This window comes from Amycolatopsis sp. ATCC 39116, assembly GCF_000231075.2.
GTDB classification, from domain to species: domain Bacteria; phylum Actinomycetota; class Actinomycetes; order Mycobacteriales; family Pseudonocardiaceae; genus Amycolatopsis_E; species Amycolatopsis_E tucumanensis.
In genome coordinates this window covers 104027-126007 of the sequence record NZ_AFWY03000005.1, presented here as the reverse complement: position 1 = coordinate 126007, position 21981 = coordinate 104027, and the positions used below count along the sequence as shown (strand labels likewise).

Sequence of the window (21981 nt, the reverse complement as noted above, 5' to 3'; positions counted from 1 at the left end):
GTCAGGCTCCCGCCGCGCTCAGCACGCCACACGCCCCGCAGGCCGCGCAGCCGGCTTCCTGGTCCGCGCCGCGCATGTCCGCCTCCAGCAACAACTTCGCGACCCGCTCGCTCACGTCGCGCACCAGCGACGCGGGCGGCCCGGACACGCCGTCCCGCCGCGCGAGCGTGCCGGCCATCGGCCGCATCGGCACGACGAACGGGTACACGCCCCGCTCGATCAGCCGCGCCGCGCCGCCGACCAGCTCGTCCGGGTCCTCGCCGAGCCCGATCAGCAGGTACGTGGAGACCTTGTTGCGGCCGAACACCCGCACCGCCTCGTCCCACGCGGCCTCGTACTCGGCCAGCGGCACCGAGCCCTTGCCGGGCATCCACCGCCGCCGGACCTCGTCGTCCAGCGACTCGACGTGGATGCCGATCGAGGTCGCGCCCGCCGCGCGCAGGTCGGCGATCACCGACAGCTCGCCCGGCGGCTCGATCTGCACCTGCACCGGCAGCCCCGGCACCGCGTCGAGCACCGCCTTGACGCAGCGGACGAGGTGCCGGGCGCCGCGGTCCGGGCCCGCCGTGGTGCCGGTGGTCATCACCATCTGCCGCACCCCGTCGAGCCGGACCGCGGCCTCGGCGACCTCGGCCAGCTGCGCCGGGGTCTTCGCCGCGACGGTGTCCCCGGCCTTGAGCGATTCCTCGATGGTGCAGAACCGGCAGCGCTGGTCCTCGGCGTAGCGGATGCACGTCTGCACGACGGTCGTGGCGAGCACGTCCCGCCCGTGCAGCAGCGCGATCTTGCGGTACGGCACGCCGTCCGCGGTCTCCAGGTCGTAGAACTTCGGGCGGGACACCGGTTCCACGGTCAGCCCGAGGTCGATCCGTCCCCGGTAGACACGGCCGTCGCGCAGGGTGTACGGGCTGTCCGGGTTCAGCGGCAGCGCCGCGTTCGCACCGTCGACGACGAGGTGCCCGTCGTCGCTCGGGCCGGCGCCCTTGCTGCGCCGCACGGGCGCGTCCCAGCGCACCCCGTGCACCGCGAGATCGGTCCGGGCGTCCAGGTTGTCGGTCTTCACGCGCACTGCCTCCTCTTCCGTCAGCCCGGGGTCACCACATGTAGGTCGAGTTGATGATCGCCCCCTTGCGGGCGTAGTGGATGAGCGCGTCCTGCACGTCCAGCGGGTGTGTCGGGATGACGCCCTCGATCAGGTCCTCCTCCCGCAGCCCGTGCAGGGACAGCCCGAAGCGGCAGCAGTAGACCTTGCCGCCCTCCTTGATGAACGTCTTGAGCTGGTCGTTGATGTTGTGCTCACCGGGGAAGGCGGAGTTGCCCGTGGTGGGGAATCCGCGGGTGGCCATGGCGTTCATCGAGCCGGGGCCGTAGAAGTAGATGGCGGATTCGAAGCCCTTGCGCAGCGCGCGGGTGGCCTGCAGGATCGCCACGAAACTCACCGACGACTCGTGCGCGATTCCGTGCACGAGCGTGAAGTACGACTGGCCGGGTTCGGCCTGGTAGTCCGGGAACACCTTGGTGCCGCCGTAGATGCTGGAGCCCTCCGGCAGCGACGGGTGCGGGATCTCGTTGAGGCTCTGCTGCTCGGTCTCGGTCAGCTCGGACACGATGATTCTCCTTGTTGTTGCGGGGGTTGCCACGGGTGCGGATCACCCGTAGAGCTTGTCGAAGGTGCCGCGGAACACCAGTTCCGCGAGCTCGCCGTCGCCGGCCGCCGCGGCCAGCCGGGCGTATTCGCCGGCCTGGTCGCCCCAGGGCTCGTCGCTGGCGAAGAGGATGCGGTCGCCGCCGATGCCGCGGTGGTCGACCTCGGCGGCCAGCCAGCGCGGCGCGAAGCCGATCGCCCAGGAGAGGTCGGTGTAGACCTGTTTGCCCGCCGCGATCCAGTCGAAGAACCGGCTGCCCACGAGCTTGATGTGGCCGCTCATGCCGCCGCCGAAGTGCACCAGGTGCACCTTGACGTCGTCGCCGTAGTGCTCGACCAGCGTGCCGACCTCGTCGATGTCGGAGGCCGCGCCGGGGGAGGTGTGCACGTGGACGACCAGGTCGTGCTCGCGCGCGGTGGCGAAGATCCGGTCCAGGCCGGGGCGGCAGGCCGGGTCGGTGGGGCGGCCGCCGAGCAGGAAGCTCAGCTTCAGCGCCCGGACACCGGGTTCGGCGGCCAGGTTCAGCGCCTTCGCGGTGCGTTCGGCGTCGCGTTCCAGCGGGGAGACCCACAGGCCGGCGCGGATCCGGTCGTCGCGCTGGGCCGCCTCGACGCAGAGTTCGTTGAAGGAGAACGCGATTTCCGGGTCCGGCACCCCGTAGTTGGGGATGACCAGCGCGCGTTCGGTGCCTTCGGCGTCGAGGTCGGCGATCAGCTCGTCGATGGTGGCGCGGGCGCCGAGGTCGGGGTGGACGGCGGGGCCGCCGTAGAACGGGTAGGCGGGCAGCACGCCGAGGTGGCGGTGCGCGTCGTTGACCGGCATCAGGCCACCGTCCGGGGTGCGGTCCAGTACTCGTCGGCCGGGTAGGTGCTGTCCGGGGTGCCCGCGATCCAGTGCAGCCCGTCGGTGCGGCGGTGCGTGGAGGCGATGTGCGCGGCCAGGTACTCGGCGTCGTCGGCGACGCCGCAGAACCGGCCGGAGCCCCAGGTGTGCTGCCAGGGCAGGCCGATGAAGTACAGGCCGGGGCAGCTGGTGACGCCGCGTTCGTGGGTCGGGTAGCCGCGGCCGTCGAACACCGGCACCTCGATCCAGCGGTGGTCGCGGCCGAATCCGGTGCTCCACACCACGGAGGTGATGCCGCTGGTGTGGAGGTCCAGTTCGGACGGTTCGGCGTCCGGTTGCCACACCGGGATGTAGCGGTCCTCGTGTGGCGCGTCGATGCCGCGGGCGGTGATCCAGGCGTCGATGGAGTCCTTGATGCCCTCGGAGACGGCGTCGGCGGCGTCGAGGTTCTTCTGGAGATCCTGGGCGAACGTCAGGCGCCCGCCGTCGATGCCGGTGAGCCGGCCGTAGAGTTGCATGCCGTCGCGGGCGAAGGCGCGCAGGTCGATGTCGCGCCCGCCGTCGCGGCCGGTGACGTAGTGGTTGGCGCGGAACCGGACGGCGTCGGCGTCGGCGAACTCGTCGATGCCGCGGCGGTAGTAGCCCATGTCGTCCAGCCAGGCGACGACGTCGCGGCCCCGGTAGCGGCGGGCGACGCGCGGCGCGCTGCCCACGGCCAGGTGCACGCGGCGGCCGGCCAGGTGCAGGTCTTCGGCGATCTGGCAGCCGGACTGGCCGGTGCCGACGACGAGCACCTCACCCGGCGGGAGTTGGCCGGGATTGCGGTAGTCCGCGGAGTGGACCTGCACCAGGTCGCCGGGCAGCCGTTCGGCCATCCGCGGGATCAGCGGCACCTGGTAGGGGCCGGTGGCGAGCACGACGTGGTCGGCGGTGAGGTCACCCTCTGATGTGGAGACCTGGAACCCGTGGGCGGTGCGGCGCAGCCGGGTCGCCTCGACCCCTTCGATGAGCGGGAAGTCGAAGGCGTCCCGGTAGGCGCGCAGGTAGGCGACGATCTCGTCGCGCACCATGAACCCGTCGGGATCGTCGCCGGGGTAGGGGAACCCGGGCAGGCGGCACTGCCAGTTGGGGGTGACCAGGCAGAAGGAGTCCCAGCGTCGGTCGGCCCACTCGTGGCCCGCGGTGTCGCGTTCCAGCACGACGTGGTCGATGCCGCGGGCGGACAGGCAGTGGCTCATCGACAGCCCGGCCTGGCCGCCGCCGACCACGACCACGGTGTGGTGGCCGTTCATCGCTCGAACCCCTCGACGACGACCCGGCCGTCCTCGAACGACTTCGCGCGGGCCTCGATGTCGGCCAGCTGGGCCGCGGCTTGCGCGCAGCCGAACCCGTAGATGCGGCGCACGCGCTCCGAGGCCTGGGTCAGCGCCGTGCGGCTGCGATCGACGAACTCGGCGACCGGGTAGCTGTCCCCGGGAACGAAGAACTCCTCCACGACCGTGGAGGGCGAGTAACATTGCTGAACGGAGGCGTCCGGCCAACGAACGCGAAAGACAATCTCCGGCACGGGTTTCCTCCCCATCTGCGGCGATGGGAGTAGTTCACCGGCCTGCGATGTCGGGGGCGTTGCATCCGGAACACCGGCTCGTTTCGGAACGAGACCTTTGTTGCCAACGGGTTTCGCGGTGGTGGTTCAGCTTCGCCCGGGGTGGCGGGGGAGTAGGAGCGAGTACGCCTGGGAGCGGTGCCTCGCCGGATCGGCTGGCTGCCTGGGGGCGGGGGGACTCGCTGTCACGGACCGCGCTGGGCCGAACCGATGGTGAGCGTCGTGGACAGCGGCGAACCGATGGCGGTTCAGGCTCCGGGGGTCATCGTGCCCGCGCCCATGCTTCGCCCGGGGTGGCGGGGGAGTAGGAGCGCCGGGACGATCAGCACCGCTGTCATGCCGAACGCCACCCAGAACGCGAAACCGAACGACTCGGCCAGGATGGGGGCCATCGTCGCCCTCGCGGTGGGTGGCATCGAGGTGATCTGGTTCGCCCCGGCGCCGACCGCGGGGATGCCGCGCGCGGCGAGTTCGCCGGTGAGGTGCTGGGTCAGCGCGGTCACCAGCAGCGCGCTGCCCAGCGAAGCCCCGATCTGCTGGATCGCCGACAGCGTGGGCGCGGCGCGGGACACGGCGCGCCTGTCGAGCTGCGCGTACGCGGCGGCGAACGTCGGCATCATCATCGACCCCAGCCCCAGGCCGCGCACGAACAGCACCGCGCTCAGCCACCCGTACGACGTGCCGGTTCCGAGCAGGCCCAGCGGCGCGGTGCCTAGCAGCGCGAGCACGATGCCCACCGGCACGACGTAGCCCGCCCCGATCCGGTCGGTCAGCCGTCCGGCGAGCGGCATCGCCACCATCGCGCCGAGTCCTTGCGGCGCTATCAGCAGGCCCGCGGCCAGGGCGCCTTCGCCTCGCGCGGTCTGGTAGTACAGCGGCAGCAGGAGCAGCCCGCCGAACAGCGCGACCGCCACGAGGAAGATCGTCACCGTGCCAGCGGTGAAATATCGGTCGGTGAACAGCCGCACGTCGATCAGCGAGGCCGGTCCCCGGGCAAGGCTGTGCCACACGTACAACGCGAGGCCGGCGCCACCGGCGAGGAGCCAGGCGAGCACGCTCCACTGCCCGAAACCGCCCTGCGAGCTGGCCCGCGACAGGCCGTAGAGCAGCACGACGAGGCTCCCGGACAGCAGGACGAGCCCACGCACGTCGATCCGGCCGGGGTGCTCGGCCTCGCCGCCGCCGGGCAGCTTCCACACCGCCAGCGCGACCGCGCACGCCGCCACCGGCACGTTGACCAGGAAGATCCAGTGCCAGCTGGCGTACTCGACCAGCAGACCGCCGAGCACCGGGCCGAAGACGGGCCCGAGCAGCATCGGCACCCCGAGGATCGCCATCGCGCGCCCCAGCCGCGCCGGCCCGGCGGCGCGGGTGATGATCGTCTGCCCGCTCGGCAGGAGCATCCCGCCGCCGAGGCCCTCTACGATGCGGAACGCGATCAGGCTCTCGATCGACCACGCGCTCGCGCACAGCGCCGACCCCGCCGCGAACAACACCACCGACACGATCCACACCGGTTTGGTCCCGAACCGGTCCACGGCCCACCCGGTGAGCGGGATGACCAGGCCCACCGCCAGCAGGTACCCGGTGACGATCCACTGGGCCGTGGACAGGTTCCCGCCGAGCTGGCGGCTCACGGTCTCCAGCGCGACGTTGACGATCGTCGTGTCGAACACGACCATGATGAACCCGCACACGACGACGAGCCCGGTGACGACGACCTCGCGGTCGAGCTTCTCCGCACGCGCGGTGGTGGAGCGATCCATGACGGCTCCCGCAGGCTGCGACGAAGCTCCAAGCTACGCCCGCACCCGCCCACAGGCGAAGCGGTTTCCGCCCGCCACGTCAGGCGAGCTGCTCCCGGGGTGAGACGAGGATCTTGACGTTGTCCTCCTTGTTGTCGATCAGCTCCCGGAACCCGCCGTCGAGGTCGTCAAGGGCGATCCGGCCGGTGATGAACTGCGACGCGTCGACCTTGCCCTCACGCAGCAGCGCGATGGTGCCGGCGTGGTCGCCGCAGTAGGCCAGCGAGCCGACCAGGTTGATCTCGCTCATCACCAGGTCGTTGACCGCCACCCGCGGCACGTGGCCCCAGATCGCGACGTTGACCACGGTCCCGCCGGGGCGCACCGACGAGATGGCCGAGGCCAGGACCGCGTCGATGCCGGCGCATTCGAACGCCACGTCGGCGCCCGCGCCGTCGGTCAGGTCCCGGATCGCCTCGGTCGCGTCGTCGGACGTGGGGTCGATGATGACGTCCGCGCCGGCGGGCCCGGCCTTCGCCTTGCGGGCGGCGGCCGGTTCCACCACGATCACCTGCCCGGCGCCGCGGGCCTTGAGCGCGGCGGCGGTGACGAGACCGATCGGGCCCGCGCCGTACACCGCCGCGGTGCCGCCTTCGGGGATCCCGGACAGCCGCACCGCGTGGTAGCCCACGGCCAGCGGTTCGACCAGGGCGCCGATGTCGGTGGGCAGGTCGCCGAGCTGGTGGATCCAGCGCTGGTCGACCACACACCGCTCGGCGAAGCCGCCCTCGTTGCCGGACAGGCCGATGAAGCCGAGGTTGCGGCAGATGTTGTAGCGCCCCGCCTGGCAGGCGGCGCACTTGCCGCACACGTGATACGGCTCGACGGCGACGCGGTCACCTTCGGCGATGCCGGTGACGCCCGGCCCGACCGCGGACACCACCCCCGCGAACTCGTGGCCCATCACCACGGGCAGCGCGACCCCGGTGAGCGGGTGCGGCGATCCGGCCGGCGGGATGAAGATCGGGCCTTCCAGGTACTCGTGCAGGTCGGTGCCGCAGATGCCGCACCAGTCGACCGAGACCTCCACCTGCCCCGGCCCCACTCGCGGGTCGTCCACCTCGTCGATCCGGATGTCGCCGGGACCGTGGAACCGTGCGGCTTTCATGGGACCTCCTCGTCGCCGAACCGTGCCGTCGAGGGTGACGTGGCAGCGACGGCGCGGCCAGGGTTGCAACGAGTTGCACCCGGCGGGAAAACCTCCCGTACGGTGGTTGCGTGACGCAACCGAACGCGGTGCAGACGGAGACGGAGGCCGCCCTCGCGGTGCTGCGGTCGATGGTCGGCATCGCCGACGCTACGGTAGAGCGGGGGACCGCGGGGCTGACCCTGACCCAGTTCCGGGCGCTGCGCGTGGTCGCCGAGCGCACCCCGGTCACGATGCGGCGGGTGGCCGCCGAGCTGGGCATGAACCCGTCGTCGGTGACGCGCGCCTGTGACCGCCTGGAGGCGGCGAAGCTGCTGCAACGCGCCTCGAACCCGCTGAACAAGCGGGAAACCCTGCTGGCGCCGACGGCACGCGGGCGCCGGCTGGTCGACCGCGTCGACCACGACCGCAGGTCGGTCCTCGCCGAGGTGCTCGACCGGATGGAACCCCGGGCGCGCGAGTCATTGACGCTCGTGTTCGGCGCCTTCGCCGACGCCGCCGAGGCCGTCCTCCACCCCGGCGCCGACACCGCCCGTTGATTGCGCCGCGCAACCGTAGTGGTTTCCCCGTCGCGGGAGCGGGTAACCGGGTCCGGTGCGACGAGACGCGATCGCCGATCCGTGGGGCGCCCGCACGCCCTACGGACCCGGGCAGCCCTGGCCCGTGCGGGTCGACTCCCAGCTCGCCGAGGGCCTGACCGAGGACGACGTCGACCGCTGGGTCCCGACGGCGGCGGTCCTGCACTCCAACGGCGACGGCCTCGACCTGGCCGTCAAGGACGGCCGTCTCGTCGGCGTCCGCGGCCGCGCCGGGGACCGGGTCAACCACGGCCGCGTCGACCCGAAGGACCTCTACGGCTGGCAGGCCAACGCCTCGCCGGACCGGCTCACCACGCCGCTGGTCCGCCGCGACGGCCGGCTCGTCGAGGCGAGCTGGGACGAGGCGATGGCACTGGTCGCCGACCGCAGCCGGGCCCTGCTGGACGAGCGCGGCCCCAGCTCGATCGGCTTCTACACCAGCGGCCAGCTGTTCTGCGAGGAGTACTACACGCTCGCCGCGATCGCGCACGGGGCGATCGGCACCAACCACGTCGACGGCAACACCCGCCTGTGCACCGCGACCGCGGCCGCCGCGCTCAAGGAGACCTTCGGCTGCGACGGCCAGCCCGGCTCCTACACCGACGTCGACCACGCCGACGTCATCGCCCTCTACGGCCACAACGTCGCCGAGACGCAGAGCGTGCTGTGGAGCCGCATGCTCGACCGGCTCGCCGGCCCGAACCCGCCGTCGCTGTTGTGCGTCGACCCGCGGGACACGCCGGTCGCCCGCGCGGCCACCGTGCACCTGGCGCCCCTGCCGGGCACGAACCTGGCCCTGATGAACGCGCTGCTGCACGAGATCATCGCCCGCGACTCGGTCGACCACGACTACGTGGACCGGTGCACCGTGGGCTTCGACCAGCTCGCCGCGCTCGTCGCGGACTACCCGCCCGAACGCGCGGCCGAGATCTGCCGCGTCCCCGCCGCGCGCATCCGCGAGGCCGCGGCTCTGCTGGGCGGCGCGCAGCGGCTGCTGTCCACCGTGCTGCAGGGCTTCTACCAGTCCCACCAAGCCACCGCCGCGGCCGTGCAGGTGAACAACGTCAACCTGGCCCGCGGCATGCTCGGCCGTCCGGGGTGCGGGGTCCTGCAGATGAACGGGCAGCCCACGGCCGAGAACACCCGGGAATGCGGCGCGGACGGCGACCTCACCGGGTTCCGCAACTGGGCCAACGACGCGCACGTCGCGGAACTGGCGGACCTGTGGAACCTCGAGGTGCGGCAGATCCCGCACTACGCCCCGCCGACGCACGCGATGCAGATCTTCCGCTACGCCGAGAACGGCAGCCTGCGCCTGCTGTGGGTGTCGGCCACCAACCCCGCGGTGTCGCTGCCCGACCTCGCGCGCATCCGGTCCATCCTGTCGCAGGACCGGTTGTTCCTCGTGGTTCAGGACGCGTTCCGCACCGAGACCGCCGAGCTGGCCGACGTGGTGCTGCCCGCGGCGATGTGGGGCGAGAAGACGGGCGTGTTCACGAATGCCGACCGCACCGTGCACCTGTCGGAGAAGGCCGTCGACCCGCCCGGGCAGGCGCGGCCGGACCTGGACATCTTCCTCGACTACGCGCGCCGCATGGACTTCCGCGACCGCGACGGGCAGCCGTTCCCGCCCTGGCACGACGCGGAGTCGGCGTTCGAGGCGTGGCAGCGGGCCAGCGCCGGACGGCCCTGCGACTACACCGGGCTCAGCTACGGCAAGCTGCGTGAGCGCGCCATCCAGTGGCCCTGCGACGCCGAGCATCCCGACGGCACCGAACGGCTCTACGCCGACGGGAAGTTCTTCGCCCAGCCCGGCTACTGCGAGGAATACGGGCGGGACCTGATCACCGGCGCGCCCGCCGAAGAGAGCGAGTACCGCGCGTTCAACCCGGACGGCAAGGCCATGCTCAAGGCGGCGGAGTACGTGCCGCCGCACGAGATGCCGTCCGCCGAGCACCCGTTCGCGTTGATCACCGGGCGCACGATCTACCAGTTCCACACCCGCACCAAGACCGGCCGCGTGCCGGAGCTGCGGGACGCGGCTCCCGAGGTGTGGGTGGAGATGTCCGAACAGGACGCGAAGGCGCACGATCTGTCCGAAGGGGATCTCGCCGAGATCACCACGCCACGCGGCGCGGTCCGCGCCCGGGTGCGCGTCAGCGGCATCCGGGACGGGGTGCTGTTCCTGCCGTTCCACTACGGCTACTGGGACGCCGACGACCCGTCCGGGCGGCACCGGGCCGCGAACGAGCTCACGATCACCGACTGGGACCCGGTGTCCAAGCAGCCGCTGTTCAAGACCGCGGCCGCCGCGATCCGCCGCGCGGAGGGGACCCGATGAAGATCGACCTCGCCCTGCGGGAACTGCACCGCGCCGAGAAGGCGCTGGTGCGCGACCTGCTCAAGGTGTCCGACCGGCACCACGCCGAACCCGAGATCCACCACGTCACCCGCGACCTGGCGCGCTGGTCCCGCGACCACGTCCGCGCGCTGGCCGACGCCGGCCGCTCCTACGGCCTGGACCTGGACGCCGAGGTCGCCGAGCGGTCGGGCCCGCTGGCGCCGGTGCGCACCGCGGTGAGCGAGTTGCTGAGCACCCGGCCCGAGCCGGGGGTGCCGTTGCTGGCCGACCTGCGCCGGCTGCACCGCGCGTGCGCCGGGGTGTCGCTGGACTGGGAACTGCTGGCGCAAGGAGCGCAGGCCGTCAAGGACGACGACCTGCTGGCCCTGGCGAGCCGCTGCCACCCGCACGCGTTGCGCCAGCTGAAGTGGACCGACGCGATGCTCAAGCAGCTGTCCCCGCAGGTGCTGGCCGGCTGAGCCGCAGAGCCAGCCGGCTATTGCCGGCGCGGGGGTCCCCCGGGCTGATTAGCCCACGTCAGATCTTGCCGTTGATCCCGGTCCATCAGTGGTCACCGACCGGTGACAACGACTGATGGAGAAACGGATGTCGCAGGAATCAAACACGTTGAGGCGCGCCGTCGCCCGGGTCGGCGGTGTGTTGTCGGCCGCTGGGCTGGCGGCACTGACCATGGTCGGTGGCGCGTCACCGGCTTCGGCCGCGGACGCGCCGGTCGGCTGTGGTTACGGCACCGGCGGGCCCAGTGCCTCCACCCTGTGCTGGCTCGACATGAGCGCCTACAACAACACCCAGGCCAGCTCCGCCGCGGGCCAGAACATGAAAGTCACCCTGCCCGGCGGCTACACGATGACGTTCAACATCGTGAACCGGCCCGCGGGCGGCCCGGCGGTGCCCGTGGCCGCCTTCGCCGTGCCGACCAACGGAACGGCGTCGGCCATGGGCAACAGGGTCTACAAGAACATCCCGGGCAAGCCCGCGCTGTACACCAGGGTCAGCGGCGCCAACACGCTGACCCTGCGGGACATCGTGGTCACGGACTCCGGCGGCGCACGCGTGAGTGGTTACGCGCTGGTGGGCGCCGACGCCGAGAACACCGGGGCCGAAAGCATCACCTGGACCTCGAACCAGCCGATCAACCAGGTGGCCTCGGTTTCCGGAACGCAGGGCTGCCAGGCGAGCACCGCCACCGGTTTCGGCACCAACACCGTGACCTGCACGGGCACCGGGGGGCCCAACACGACCTGGGGCACGCTCGTGGTCAACTCCGTCGGCGCGACCACCTTCTCCCAGACCCTGCGGTCGAGCGCGGGCATCGAGGCCGTCGCGTTCGCGGTGCAGACCTCGAAGCTGACGCTGAACAAGCAGGTCACCGACCGGCGTCAGGCGAACGACTCGTTCGACATCTCGGTGACCTCGCCGGAGGGCACGACCGTGGGCACGGCCAGCACCGGGTTGTCGAACACCGCCACCACCGGCGCACTGACCGTCCTGCCGCGTGCGGCCGGCCAGGGCTACACGCTCGGTGAGACCGGCCCGACCGGCAACTACGACCAGTCCTGGGCCTGCACCAACGCCACCACAGGCAGCACGACTCCGCTCCCGTCGGGCACCGGCACCAGCGTGCAGGTCTCCCCGCAGCCGGGTGACGACATCTCCTGCACCCTGACCAACACCGGGCAGAAGACGGACCTGAGCCTCGCCAAGGAGGGCCCGGCCACCGCCGCGCCCGGCGACCTCGTCACCTACCGGTTGATCGTCACCAACCACGGCCCCGGGAACTCGACCGGCTACACCGTCAGCGACCGGCTGCCCGCCGGCCTGACCAACATCACCACGACCACCCCGGGCTGCACCGTCAGTGGCCTGGACCTCACCTGCACCGGCGGCGAGCTGGCGGCCGGTGACAGTGCGGTGATCGAGGTTTCCGGCATCGCCGACGGCAGCGTGAAGACGCTCTACAACACCGCGGTCGTCAAGTCCAACGAGATCGACACCGACCCGACCAACGACACCTCCAACGAGGTCACGACCGACGTGGTGCCGATGGTGTCGCTGGCCGTCGCCGGTGGTGTGCTCGCACTCGGCGGTGGCGGCTACGCCCTCAAGCGGCGCCGCAGCAACGCCTGACCGGAGTGATCAGCAGGGCGGGCGGCTCACCTCTGCGGAGCCGCCCGTCACGCGTTGCGCCGGCTGAAGCGGACCGACGCGATGCTGAAGCGGCTGTCCCCGCCGGCCGGCTGAGCCGCTAGTCGCGGATGACGACGTCCACCGCGTCCCGGAAGCGGTACGGGCGGTGATCGAGCAGGTCGGGGAGCCGTTTGCGCAGCCGGGACAGCTCGGCGCGGACGGTGACGGTGCGGGAGGGGTCGCCGAACAGGCGGGCCGCGAGTTCGGCGGCGGTGAGCCCGGCACGGTGGCGGGCCAGTTCGAGCAGGATGTCCCGGTGGCGCGGGGACAGCCGGTGCGTCCAGCTGCCCGTCTCACCCTCCACGACGAGGCTGGGACGACCGCCGGGGCGCGGGTCGAGCACGACGCGGGTGACGGCGGGCCGCTCGTCGTCCACCGGCCGGACGAGGACGCCGTCGGGCAGGAGTTCGACGGCGCAGTGTCCCAGCGCGGGCAGCCAGAGCCGGTCGGTGTCGAGGGCGCGGGGGAGCGGGACGCGGTCGACCGGGGGCAGTCCCTTGGCGGCGGCGACCCAGCCGGACCGGTCCAGCACCAGCGCCGGCCCGGGGACCTTCGGCAGCAGCGGCGCGGCCGTGGCGCGGAGCCGGTCGAGGGCGCAGCGGTGGTCTTCGCGGAGGCTCGCTTCGGCCAGGCCGGCGAGCGCGGTGACGAGGGCGAGGATCGCGGGGTGCGCGGTCGAGACCGGTCCGCTGATGTCGACCGCACCGAGCAGGGTGCCGTCCCGGGGGTCGCGGATCGGCGCGGCCGCGCAGGACCATTCGTGGTGGTTGCGCGCGTAGTGCTCGGTCGAGTGCACCTGGATCGGGCGGCGCTCGACGAGCGCGGTGCCGATGGCGTTGGTGCCGACGGTGTTCTCCGCCCAGCAGGCGCCGTCCACGAAACCCAGCCGGTCGGCCCGCCGGGCCACGCCGGGATGCCCTTCGCGCCACAGGACCAGCCCGTCGGCGTCCACGATCACCACGATGTGCCCGGTGTCCCCGGCGAGCGGCACCAGCCCGTCCCGCAGCGTCCGCACCGCCTTCCTGGTCAGGCCGCAGCCGGCGCGGCGCTCCTCCAGGTCACCGGGGGACACCGGATCCACGGCGGCCCGGTCCGGATCGACACCCTGACGGCTGACGCGAAGCCAGGACTGCGAGATGACCGGGCGGGGCGCGGTGCCCGGCCGGCCCCCGGCCAGGACGAGGTCCTGTGCCCGGGCCACGTTCCGCGCGTACTGCCGCGGGTCGGCGGTGAACGGGTGGTGGCGCATGGCTCCCTGCCGGTCGCGTCGGTGATCCCAGCTCCCGGCAGGGAACCGCACCGGCGGCCAGGGCGGCAAGGGTTGCAGGGAGTTGCACGTCCCGTTCCCGCACCGCAACCCCCTGCAACGCTGGTCCCGCCGCTCCGGGCGCTCCTACGGTCGGCGTTCACACCGACCCGACCAGCTGAGGAGCGCCATGTCCCTGAACAGGCAGGCACTGTTGCGTGCCTATCGGAGGATGTCCGAGATCCGCGCGTTCGAAGACCGCCTCCACGAGGAGAACGCCACGGGCGACATCCCGGGGTTCATCCACCTCTACTCCGGTCAGGAGGCCATCGCGGTCGGCGTCTGCGAGAACCTCGCCGCGACCGACTACATCGGATCGACGCACCGCGGGCACGGGCACTGCATCGCGAAGGGCTGCGACATCGACGGCATGATGGCGGAGATCTTCGGCAAGGACGCCGGACTGTGCCACGGCAAGGGCGGATCGATGCACATCGCCGACCTCTCGGTCGGCATGCTGGGCGCCAACGCGATCGTCGGCGGCGCGCCCTCGCTCGCGATCGGAGCCGCGCTCAGCGCCAAGACGCTCGGCAACGGCGGGGTGGCCGCCTCGTTCACCGGTGACGGCGGTTCCAACCAGGGCACCGTGTTCGAGGCCATGAACATGGCCGTCGTCCTGAAGCTCCCGATCGTCTTCGTCATCGAGAACAACGGGTACGGCGAGGCCACCGGCACCGACTACGCGGTGGGCGCTCCCGACATCGCCGCGCGCGCGGCGTCTTTCGGCATGCCCGCGGTCACCGTGGACGGCACGGACTTCTTCGCCGTGCACGACGCGGCGCGGGAGGCCGTCGAACGGGCGCGCGCTGGTGGCGGCCCGACGACCATCGAGGCGCAGGCGCACCGGTGGTTCGGCCACTTCGAGGGGGACGCGCAGCTGTACCGGACGCCCGAGCAGGTCGCGGAACTGCGCGCCACGCAGGACCCGCTGCGGATCTTCCGCAGCCGGGTGGACGCCAGGAAGGTGAAGGCGGCCGAGTTCGACGCGATCGACGAGGAGTCCCGCGCCCGGGTCGACGCGGCCGTGGCGAAGGCCCGCGCGGCCGCGTACCCGCCCGCGGAGAACCTGCTGACCGACGTCTACGTCTCGTACTGAGAAAGGGAAATCCCATGGCCACGTCGAAGAAGACGTACCGCGAGGCGATCAAGGACGCTCTCGCGCAGGAGATGGCGCGCGACGCCGCGGTGGTGCAGATCGGCGAGGACCTGCGCGGCGGCCAGGCAGGCACCAACCCCGACCTGGAGACCAAGAAGATCGAGGCGTTCGGCGGCGTGCTGGGCGTCACCAAGGGACTGTGGACCGAATTCGGGTCCGACCGGGTGATCGACACCCCCATCACCGAGTCGGCGATCATCGGGATGGCGGCGGGGGCCGCGCTCACCGGCCTCCGCCCGGTCGCCGAGCTGATGTTCATGGACTTCTTCGGGGTCTGCTACGACGCGCTCTACAACCAGGCCGCGAAGTTCCGGTACATGTTCGGCGGCAAGGCCCGCACCCCGATGGTGGTGCGAGGCATGATCGGCGCCGGGTTCTCCGCCGCCGCCCAGCACTCGCAGTCCCCGTACAACGTGTTCGCCGCGGTGCCGGGCCTGAAGGTGGTCGCGCCGTCCAACGCCTACGACGCCAAGGGATTGCTGATCCAGGCGATCCGGGACGACGACCCGGTGGTGTTCTGCGAGCACAAGACGCTCTACGACCAGAAGGCCGAGGTGCCCGACGAGGCCTACACCCTCCCGTTCGGGGTCGCCAACTACACCCGCGAAGGCGACGACGTCACCGTGATCGCCTTGTCGGCCATGGTGAACCGGGCCAACGAAGCGGCCGACAAGCTCGCCGCCGAAGGCATCTCCGTGGAGGTGGTCGACCCGCGCACGGTGTCCCCGCTGGACGAGGAAGGCGTGCTGGAATCGGTGGCCTCCACCGGACGGGTCGTGATCGTCGACGAATCCGCCGCCCGCTGCGGTTTCGGCCACGACCTCGCGGCGTTGATCGCGACCAAGGCGTTCGGGTCGCTGCGCGCGCCCATCGAGCTGGTCACCCCGCCGCACACGCCGGTGCCGTTCTCGCCGGCGCTGGAGCAGGCGTGGCTGCCGAGCGCGGCGCGCATCGAAGCCGCCGTCCGCAAGACGCTGGCGGTCTGATCATGAGCGACATCAAGCTGATCGAGATCCCGAAGTGGGGCCTGTCCATGGAGGAAGGCACCGTGACCGCGTGGCGGCTGGCGGAGGGGGCCGGCTTCCGCAAGGGCGACCTGCTGTGCGAGGTCGAGACGAGCAAGATCACCAACGAGATGGAGGCGCCGTTCGACGGCGTGCTCCGGCGCGTCCTCGCGCGGCCCGGTCAGACGCTGCCGGTCGGCGCGCCGATCGCGGTCTCGGCCCCGGAAAGCGTGAGTGACGACGAGATCGAGCGGTTCCTCGCCCAGCACGGGACCAGCGCGCCGGGGGACACCGCGCCGGTCGTGGCCAACGGTGACGGTGCGAGCCTCGCCGATCCGGTTCCGGTGCGGCCCGCCGCTCCCGAGCCGGGTCCGGCGGGGGACACGGTCGTGCCCGCGGAGTTGCGGGGGCGGACCGGCGAGGACGTCTTCGCCACGCCCCACGCCCACCGGCTCGCCCGGGAGCTGGGCATCGACCTGGCGAAGGTGCCGGGCAGCGGGCGTGACGGCCGGATCTCGGTCGCCGACGTCCACGCCGCGATCGGCGCGGCGGGTGGGCGGGTCGCGTCCACGCCCGCGCCGCCGCGTCCCACCGTGCCGGGACGGTCCAGCCAGGACGACAGCACTGTGCCCGCCACCCCGGTGGCTCGTCGTCTGGCCGCGCGACTGGGCATCAACCTGCACGACTGCCGCGCCACCGGCTCCCGCGGCCGGGTGTGCGAGGCGGATGTCCGGGAGGCCGAGCGCAGGTTCGGCCTGACAGCCGCGTCCGAGCCGACCGCTCCCGCCGAGAGCGGCGCGCAGGTCGAAACCGTGCCGTTGTCGCCGATGCGCAAGGAGATCGGGCGGCGCCTGCAGACCTCGAAGCAGACCGCGCCGCACTTCCGGGTGAGCGTCGACCTGGAGATCGACGAGCTGCTGGCGTTGCGCGAGCGGATCAACGCGACCGTGCCGAAGGTGAAGCTGTCGGTCAACGACTTCCTGATCAAGGCCTGCGCGGCCGCGTTGCGGCGGGTGCCCGACGTCAACGTGCAGTTCGACGAGAGCACGCAGGCCGTGCTCCGGCACTCCGCGGCCGACATCTCGGTCGCCGTCGCGCTCCCCGGCGGCCTGGTCACCCCGATCGTCCGGGCGGCGGAGGGCAAGTCGCTCGCCGAGATCTCGGCCGAGGTGCACGGCCTGGTCACCAAGGCCAAGACAGGCAGGCTGCGGCCCGAGGAGTTCCAGGGCGGCACCTTCACGATCTCCAACCTGGGCATGTACGGGGTGACGGAGTTCGACGCGATCATCAACCCGCCGCAGGGCGCGATCCTCGCCGTCGGCGCCGGCCGGCCGTGCCCGGTCGTCGCCGGCGGGGAGGTGGTGGTGCGCACGGTGCTGACCGCGACGTTGTCCTGCGACCACCGCGTGATCGACGGCGCGCTGGGCGCGGAGTTCCTGCGGGAGCTCAAGCGTCTCGTCGAGTCGCCCGCCCTGATGCTCGTCTAGGAGGCCTGCCATGAGCGAGAAGTACGACGTCCTCGTCATCGGCAGCGGCCCGGGTGGTTACGTCGCCGCGATCCGCGCCGCCCAGCTGGGGCTGCGCACCGCGGTCGTCGAGCGCGACCGGCTCGGCGGCATCTGCCTGAACTGGGGGTGCATCCCCACCAAGGCGATGCTGCACGGGGCGGACGTCGCGCACACCCTGGCCAACCTCGAGCCGCTCGGGTTCCGCGCCACCGGGGTCACCTTCGACATGGCCGGGCTGGTGGAGTTCAGCCGCTCGGTGTCGGAGCGGTTGTCGAACGGGATCGGCTACCTGCTGAAGAAGAACGGCGCGGACGTGATCACCGGAACGGCCCGGTTGGCGGGCCGGGGCGAGATCGACGTCGCCGCCGACGGTGCGCTCACCCGCTACCGGGCGGACCACACGATCCTCGCGACCGGGGCCCGGCCGCGCTCGATCCCCGGGGTGGAGCCCGACGGTGACCGCGTGTGGACCTACTTCCAGGCGCTGACGCCGCCGTCGCTGCCGAGTTCGCTGCTGGTCGTGGGCTCCGGTGCGATCGGCGTGGAGTTCGCCAGCCTCTACCGGGACCTGGGGACGGCGGTGACGCTCGTCGAGGCGATGCCGCGCATCATGCCGGCCGAGGACGCCGCGGTCGCCGAGCACGTCCGCAAGCGGTTCACGGAGCGCGGCATCACCGTCCACCAGGGAGCGGCGGTGTCCGGTGTGGACGCCGGGATCGACGCGGTCACCACGACCCTCACCCTCGCCGACGGGTCGGAGGAGAAGATCACCACCGAACGGGTCCTGGTCGCGGCGGGCATCCAGGGCAACGTCGAGGATCTCGGGCTGGAGGAGGCCGGGGTCGAGGTGGACCGCGGGTTCGTCCGGACCGACGAGTGGTGCCGGACCACCGCGTTCGGCGTCTACGCGATCGGTGACGTCGCGGGCGCACCGTGCCTGGCCCACAAGGCCAGTCACGAAGGCGTGCTGTGCGTGGAGAAGCTGGCCGGGGTCGAGCACGTCCGGCCGCTCGACCGGCGGCGGGTGCCGGCCTGCACCTACGCGCGGCCGCAGGTCGCGCACCTGGGCCTGACCGAGGAGCAGGCCCGCGCCACCGGGCGGAGCCTGCGGGTCGGCAGGTTCGACTACACCGCTTCGGGCAAGGCGCTGGCGATCGGCGAGGGCGACGGGTTCGTCAAGACCGTGTTCGACGCCGACACCGGGGAACTGCTCGGCGCGCACATGGTGGGCCCGGAGGTGACCGAGCAGATCCAGGGGTTCGGGATCGCCCAGTCCCTCGAAGCGACCACCGAGGATCTCGCCGAGGTCGTGTTCGCCCACCCGACGCTGTCCGAAGCGATGCACGAATCGGTCCTGTCCGCTCTGGGACGCTCGCTCAACAGCTGACCAGCCCGGTTCCCCTGCCGCGCCGCGACCCGGCTCCCGCGCGGCAGGGGAACCGTCCACGTCCCGGAGGTGCCCGATGGACCGACCCAGCCGGAAGCTGCTGCGGCTCGAGGTCCGCAACAGTGAGACGCCGATCGAGAAGAAGCCGTCCTGGATCAAGACCCGCGCGAAGATGGGGCCGGAGTTCACCGAGCTCAAGGGCCTGGTGCGGCGGGAGGGCCTGCACACGGTCTGTGAAGAGGCGGGCTGTCCCAACATCTACGAGTGCTGGGAGGACCGCGAGGCGACCTTCCTCATCGGTGGTGACCAGTGCACCCGCCGCTGCGACTTCTGCCAGATCGACACCGGCAAGCCGGCCGCGCTGGACCGGGAGGAGCCGCGCCGGGTGGCCGAGAGCGTGCAGGCGATGGGCCTGCGTTACTCGACGGTCACCGGGGTCGCCCGTGACGACCTGGACGACGGCGGGGCGTGGCTGTACGCCGAGACCGTCCGCCAGATCCACGCGCTCAACCCGGGCACCGGGGTGGAGCTGCTGATCCCGGACTTCAACGCCGACCCGGCCCAGCTGGCCGAGGTGTTCGGCTCGGCGCCGGAGGTGCTGGCGCACAACGTGGAGACCGTGCCGCGGATCTTCAAGCGCATCCGCCCCGGCTTCCGCTACGCCCGGTCGCTGGAGGTCATCACCCGCGCCCGTGAGGCCGGGCTGGTCACCAAGTCGAACCTGATCCTGGGCATGGGGGAAACCCCGGAGGAGGTCGAGCCGGCGATGCGCGACCTGGTCGAGGCCGGCTGCGAGATCCTGACGATCACCCAGTACCTGCGCCCGTCGGTGCGCCACCACCCGGTGGACCGCTGGGTCAAGCCGGAGGAGTTCGTCGAGCACGCCAAGGTCGCCGAGGGCCTCGGGTTCGCCGGGGTGATGGCCGGGCCGCTGGTCCGCTCCTCCTACCGCGCCGGCCGGCTCTACGCCCAGACCAAGCGCCACCGCGGCGAGGAACTGCCCGCCAACCTCGCGCACCTGGCCGAAGCCGGACCCGCCGCCCAGGAAGCCAGCAGCCTCCTCACGCGCTGAAAGTCCCCCGACGTGCGAGCATTGCACGCACTGCCTGCAATGGGGGTGTGATGGCGACCTTGACGATCCGGGACCTCGACGACGACCTGGTGGCGGCGCTGCGGGTGCGTGCAGCCGAACACGGCCGGTCAGTGGAGGCTGAGGTGCGTGACATTCTCCACTCGGTGCTGACCAGGCCCTCCGGCGGTGCGGGCATGGCGACCAGGATCCGGCGCCGCTTCGCCGGCGGCGTCGAGATCGAGCCGCCCGCTCGCGGTGAACCGGCAGGGGCCGCGGTGTTCGACGAGTGACCTGCTCGCCATCGACGCCCCGAGGCTGCCCGACAGCCGTTGTCACCGCTGGCAGAGGGGCCGGGGCCGCGAGGGGCAAGCGGGGCCGATGGGAAGATGGGGTCCGTGACGGCGAGTACCGACGACATCGACAAGGCGGCCGGCCTGCTGCGCGCCGGGCGCTTGGTGGCCTTCCCCACCGAGACGGTCTACGGCCTGGGCGCCAACGCCGAGGACGCGGCCGCCGTGACGGGGGTGTTCCAGGCCAAGGGGCGCCCGCCGTCGCATCCGCTCATCGTGCACATCGGCGGTGCGGACCTGCTGGGGGAGTGGGTCGAGGACGTCCCGGAGACGGCGCGCCTGCTGGCCGAGCGCTTCTGGCCCGGCCCGCTGACGCTGGTCCTCCGGCGCGCGCCCCGGGTGCCGCTCGAAGCGACCGGCGGCCTGGAGACCGTGGCCATCCGGGTGCCCGGCCATCCCGTCGCGCTCGCGCTGCTCTCGGCGTTCGGCGGCGGGGTCGTGGCCCCCTCCGCCAACCGGTTCGGTTCCGTCAGCCCCACGACCGCCGAGCACGTGCGGGCGGAGCTCGGCGACGTGGTCGACTTCGTGCTGGACGGCGGCCCCTGTGACGTCGGCGTGGAATCGACCATCGTCGACCTCACGGGCGAGACCCCGAGCGTCCTGCGGCCCGGCGGGGTGACGCGCGAGGACCTCGAGGCGGTGCTGGGGCGGCCGGTCACGGTCCCTGCCACGAGCCACGTCCGGGTGCCGGGGCAGCACCCGTCGCACTACGCGCCGCGCGCGCGGGTCGTGCTGGTCGAGCCCGAGAAGGTCGTCGTCGAGGCGGAACTCGCGCAGGAGCAGGGGCACCAGGTGGGCGTCCTGCTGCCGCCGTCGTCCGGCGAACCCACGACGGCGCACGCGGTGGTGCCGGTCCCCGGCTCGATGGCCGACTACGCACGCAACCTCTACGGATTCCTGCGTGAATTCGATCAGCGGGGGTGCGACCTCGTCGTGGCGTCCCTGCCGCCGGAGGAGGGGCTCGGGCTCGCGATCGCCAACCGGCTGCGCCGCGCCGCCGGCCCCCGCGACTGACACGAAGCACCAGGGACCCGGGAGCTTGCCGGGGCCAGCAGTCCGATTTATAGTCCCGCGGTGGCAAGGCCCTCCGCCGTCCATCTGGTCAACCTGGACCTCAACCTGCTCGTCGTGCTGCGCGAGCTCCTGCGGGAACGCAACGTCACCCGCGCGGCGGCGCGGCTCGGCGTGACGCAGCCGGCGGTGAGCGCGTCGCTGGCGCGGTTGCGCCGCCACTTCGACGACGACCTGCTGGTCCGCAGCGGCAACGGCTACGTGCTGTCCCCGCTGGCCGCGCAGCTGACCGAGCAGGTCGAGGCGATCTGCGGCGCCACCGAACGCCTCTTCGGCACCGGCCACGACTTCGATCCGGGCGTCTCCGGCCGCGAGTTCACGGTGTTCATGGCCGACTACACGATCGAGGTGCTGGGCTCCCGGCTGTCCGCCCTCCTGGCCGAGCAGGCGCCCGGTGTGCAGCTGCACGTCCGGCTGGTCCGCGAGGCGTTCGCCAGGGACATCGGGGGCACGATCCGCCTGATCGACGGCCTCGTCGCGCCCCCGGCCAGCCGCTTCGACCTGCCCGACGTGCGCTCGGTGGAGCTGTTCACCGAGCGGTGGGTGTGCGTCGTCGACGCCGCGAACCCGCACGTCACCGGGGACGAGCTGAGCCTGGCGCAGCTGGCGGAGATGACCTGGGTCGCCCCGTTCCAGCCCGACCGCGGGTTCGCCCCGGCCGCGCCGATGAGCCGCCAGCTGGTGTTGTTCGGCATCCAGCCGCGCATCCGCGTCCGCGTGGAGAGCTACCAGGCGGTGCCGCACTTCGTGGCAGGCACCGACCGCGTGGCGCTGCTGCAGGAACGGCTCGCCCGGCGCGTCGCGCCCCGGCTCGGCCTGCGGATCCTGCCGTGCCCTGGCGATCCGGAACCGATCGTGGAGCGGTTCTGGTGGCACACCGACTACGACGGCGACCCCGCGCACCGCTGGTTCCGCGAGGTCCTGGTGTCCCTGGCCGCCGGCATCTGAACCAC

The 21981-nt window shown here is 72.2% G+C and carries 20 protein-coding genes; 12 read left to right on the top strand and 8 right to left on the bottom strand.

The features are described from left to right. Position 1: 1 nt before the first annotated feature. From AMY39116_RS0308215 to AMY39116_RS0308185, 7 genes are all read right to left on the bottom strand, one after another. The gene (locus AMY39116_RS0308215) at positions 2-1063 is read right to left on the bottom strand and encodes an MSMEG_0568 family radical SAM protein (RefSeq protein ID WP_235716081.1); all 1062 of its coding nucleotides are present in this window, start codon (positions 1061-1063) and stop codon (positions 2-4) included. Positions 1064-1094: 31 nt separating this feature from the next. Then, positions 1095-1607, bottom strand: a complete 513-nt coding sequence (locus AMY39116_RS0308210) for an MSMEG_0572/Sll0783 family nitrogen starvation response protein (RefSeq protein WP_017982569.1) — start codon at positions 1605-1607, stop codon at positions 1095-1097. Between the two features lie 42 nt (positions 1608-1649). Continuing rightward, positions 1650-2468 (bottom strand): amidohydrolase family protein, encoded by an 819-nt coding sequence (locus AMY39116_RS0308205; RefSeq protein ID WP_020417209.1) that lies wholly within the window; start codon positions 2466-2468, stop codon positions 1650-1652. Then, the gene (locus tag AMY39116_RS0308200) at positions 2468-3781 is read right to left on the bottom strand and encodes an MSMEG_0569 family flavin-dependent oxidoreductase (RefSeq protein ID WP_020417208.1); all 1314 of its coding nucleotides are present in this window, start codon (positions 3779-3781) and stop codon (positions 2468-2470) included. The genes AMY39116_RS0308205 and AMY39116_RS0308200 overlap by 1 nt, the downstream gene beginning before the upstream one ends. Continuing rightward, positions 3778-4071, bottom strand: a complete 294-nt coding sequence (locus tag AMY39116_RS42435) for an MSMEG_0570 family nitrogen starvation response protein (RefSeq protein WP_084506028.1) — start codon at positions 4069-4071, stop codon at positions 3778-3780. The genes AMY39116_RS0308200 and AMY39116_RS42435 overlap by 4 nt, the downstream gene beginning before the upstream one ends. Positions 4072-4343: 272 nt before the next feature. After that, positions 4344-5861, bottom strand: coding sequence for an MDR family MFS transporter (locus AMY39116_RS0308190; RefSeq protein ID WP_020417206.1), 1518 nt, complete (start codon positions 5859-5861; stop codon positions 4344-4346). Between the two features lie 79 nt (positions 5862-5940). Next, a complete protein-coding gene (locus tag AMY39116_RS0308185; protein ID WP_020417205.1) occupies positions 5941-7008 on the bottom strand; it encodes a 2,3-butanediol dehydrogenase in 1068 nt (355 codons plus the stop codon). A 110-nt stretch (positions 7009-7118) separates the two neighbouring features. Between AMY39116_RS0308185 and AMY39116_RS0308180 the strand changes: the two genes are divergently transcribed. From AMY39116_RS0308180 to AMY39116_RS0308165, 4 genes are all read left to right on the top strand, one after another. Continuing rightward, complete coding sequence (locus AMY39116_RS0308180; RefSeq protein WP_020417204.1) at positions 7119-7586, top strand: MarR family winged helix-turn-helix transcriptional regulator; 468 nt, start codon at positions 7119-7121, stop codon at positions 7584-7586. A 55-nt stretch (positions 7587-7641) separates the two neighbouring features. Beyond that, complete coding sequence (locus AMY39116_RS0308175; RefSeq protein WP_027935752.1) at positions 7642-9966, top strand: molybdopterin oxidoreductase family protein; 2325 nt, start codon at positions 7642-7644, stop codon at positions 9964-9966. Then, a complete protein-coding gene (locus AMY39116_RS0308170) occupies positions 9963-10445 on the top strand; it encodes a hypothetical protein (RefSeq protein ID WP_020417202.1) in 483 nt (160 codons plus the stop codon). Before AMY39116_RS0308175 ends, AMY39116_RS0308170 begins: the two co-directional genes overlap by 4 nt. Positions 10446-10572: 127 nt before the next feature. Further along, positions 10573-12114 carry a DUF11 domain-containing protein gene (locus AMY39116_RS0308165; protein ID WP_157358480.1) on the top strand — a complete coding sequence of 514 codons (1542 nt, stop codon included), beginning with the start codon at positions 10573-10575 and terminating at the stop codon, positions 12112-12114. Positions 12115-12232: 118 nt separating this feature from the next. On the opposite strand, the gene AMY39116_RS0308160 is transcribed toward AMY39116_RS0308165, so the two are convergent. After that, positions 12233-13423, bottom strand: coding sequence for a helix-turn-helix domain-containing protein (locus AMY39116_RS0308160; protein ID WP_020417200.1), 1191 nt, complete (start codon positions 13421-13423; stop codon positions 12233-12235). Between the two features lie 187 nt (positions 13424-13610). On the opposite strand from AMY39116_RS0308160, the gene AMY39116_RS0308155 reads away from it, so the two are divergent. The 8 genes from AMY39116_RS0308155 (at position 13611) to AMY39116_RS0308120 (ending at position 21976) form a co-directional block, all read left to right on the top strand. Beyond that, a complete protein-coding gene (locus AMY39116_RS0308155) occupies positions 13611-14576 on the top strand; it encodes a thiamine pyrophosphate-dependent dehydrogenase E1 component subunit alpha (protein ID WP_027935751.1) in 966 nt (321 codons plus the stop codon). Positions 14577-14590: 14 nt separating this feature from the next. Then, complete coding sequence (locus tag AMY39116_RS0308150) at positions 14591-15622, top strand: alpha-ketoacid dehydrogenase subunit beta (RefSeq protein WP_020417198.1); 1032 nt, start codon at positions 14591-14593, stop codon at positions 15620-15622. A 2-nt stretch (positions 15623-15624) separates the two neighbouring features. Then, positions 15625-17127, top strand: a complete 1503-nt coding sequence (locus tag AMY39116_RS0308145) for a 2-oxo acid dehydrogenase subunit E2 (RefSeq protein ID WP_020417197.1) — start codon at positions 15625-15627, stop codon at positions 17125-17127. A gap of 10 nt (positions 17128-17137) precedes the next feature. After that, positions 17138-18535, top strand: coding sequence for a dihydrolipoyl dehydrogenase (gene lpdA, locus AMY39116_RS0308140; protein ID WP_020417196.1), 1398 nt, complete (start codon positions 17138-17140; stop codon positions 18533-18535). Positions 18536-18611: 76 nt separating this feature from the next. After that, positions 18612-19607: a lipoyl synthase gene (gene lipA, locus AMY39116_RS0308135; RefSeq protein ID WP_020417195.1), complete on the top strand. Its 996-nt coding sequence runs from the start codon at positions 18612-18614 to the stop codon at positions 19605-19607. Positions 19608-19657: 50 nt separating this feature from the next. Next, entirely contained in the window at positions 19658-19897 is a 240-nt protein-coding gene (locus tag AMY39116_RS0308130) for a plasmid stabilization protein (protein WP_027935750.1), read from the top strand. Positions 19898-19993: 96 nt separating this feature from the next. Further along, positions 19994-20971 carry an L-threonylcarbamoyladenylate synthase gene (locus tag AMY39116_RS0308125; RefSeq protein ID WP_020417193.1) on the top strand — a complete coding sequence of 326 codons (978 nt, stop codon included), beginning with the start codon at positions 19994-19996 and terminating at the stop codon, positions 20969-20971. A 60-nt stretch (positions 20972-21031) separates the two neighbouring features. Further along, positions 21032-21976: a LysR family transcriptional regulator gene (locus AMY39116_RS0308120; RefSeq protein WP_020417192.1), complete on the top strand. Its 945-nt coding sequence runs from the start codon at positions 21032-21034 to the stop codon at positions 21974-21976. Positions 21977-21981 lie beyond the last annotated feature (5 nt).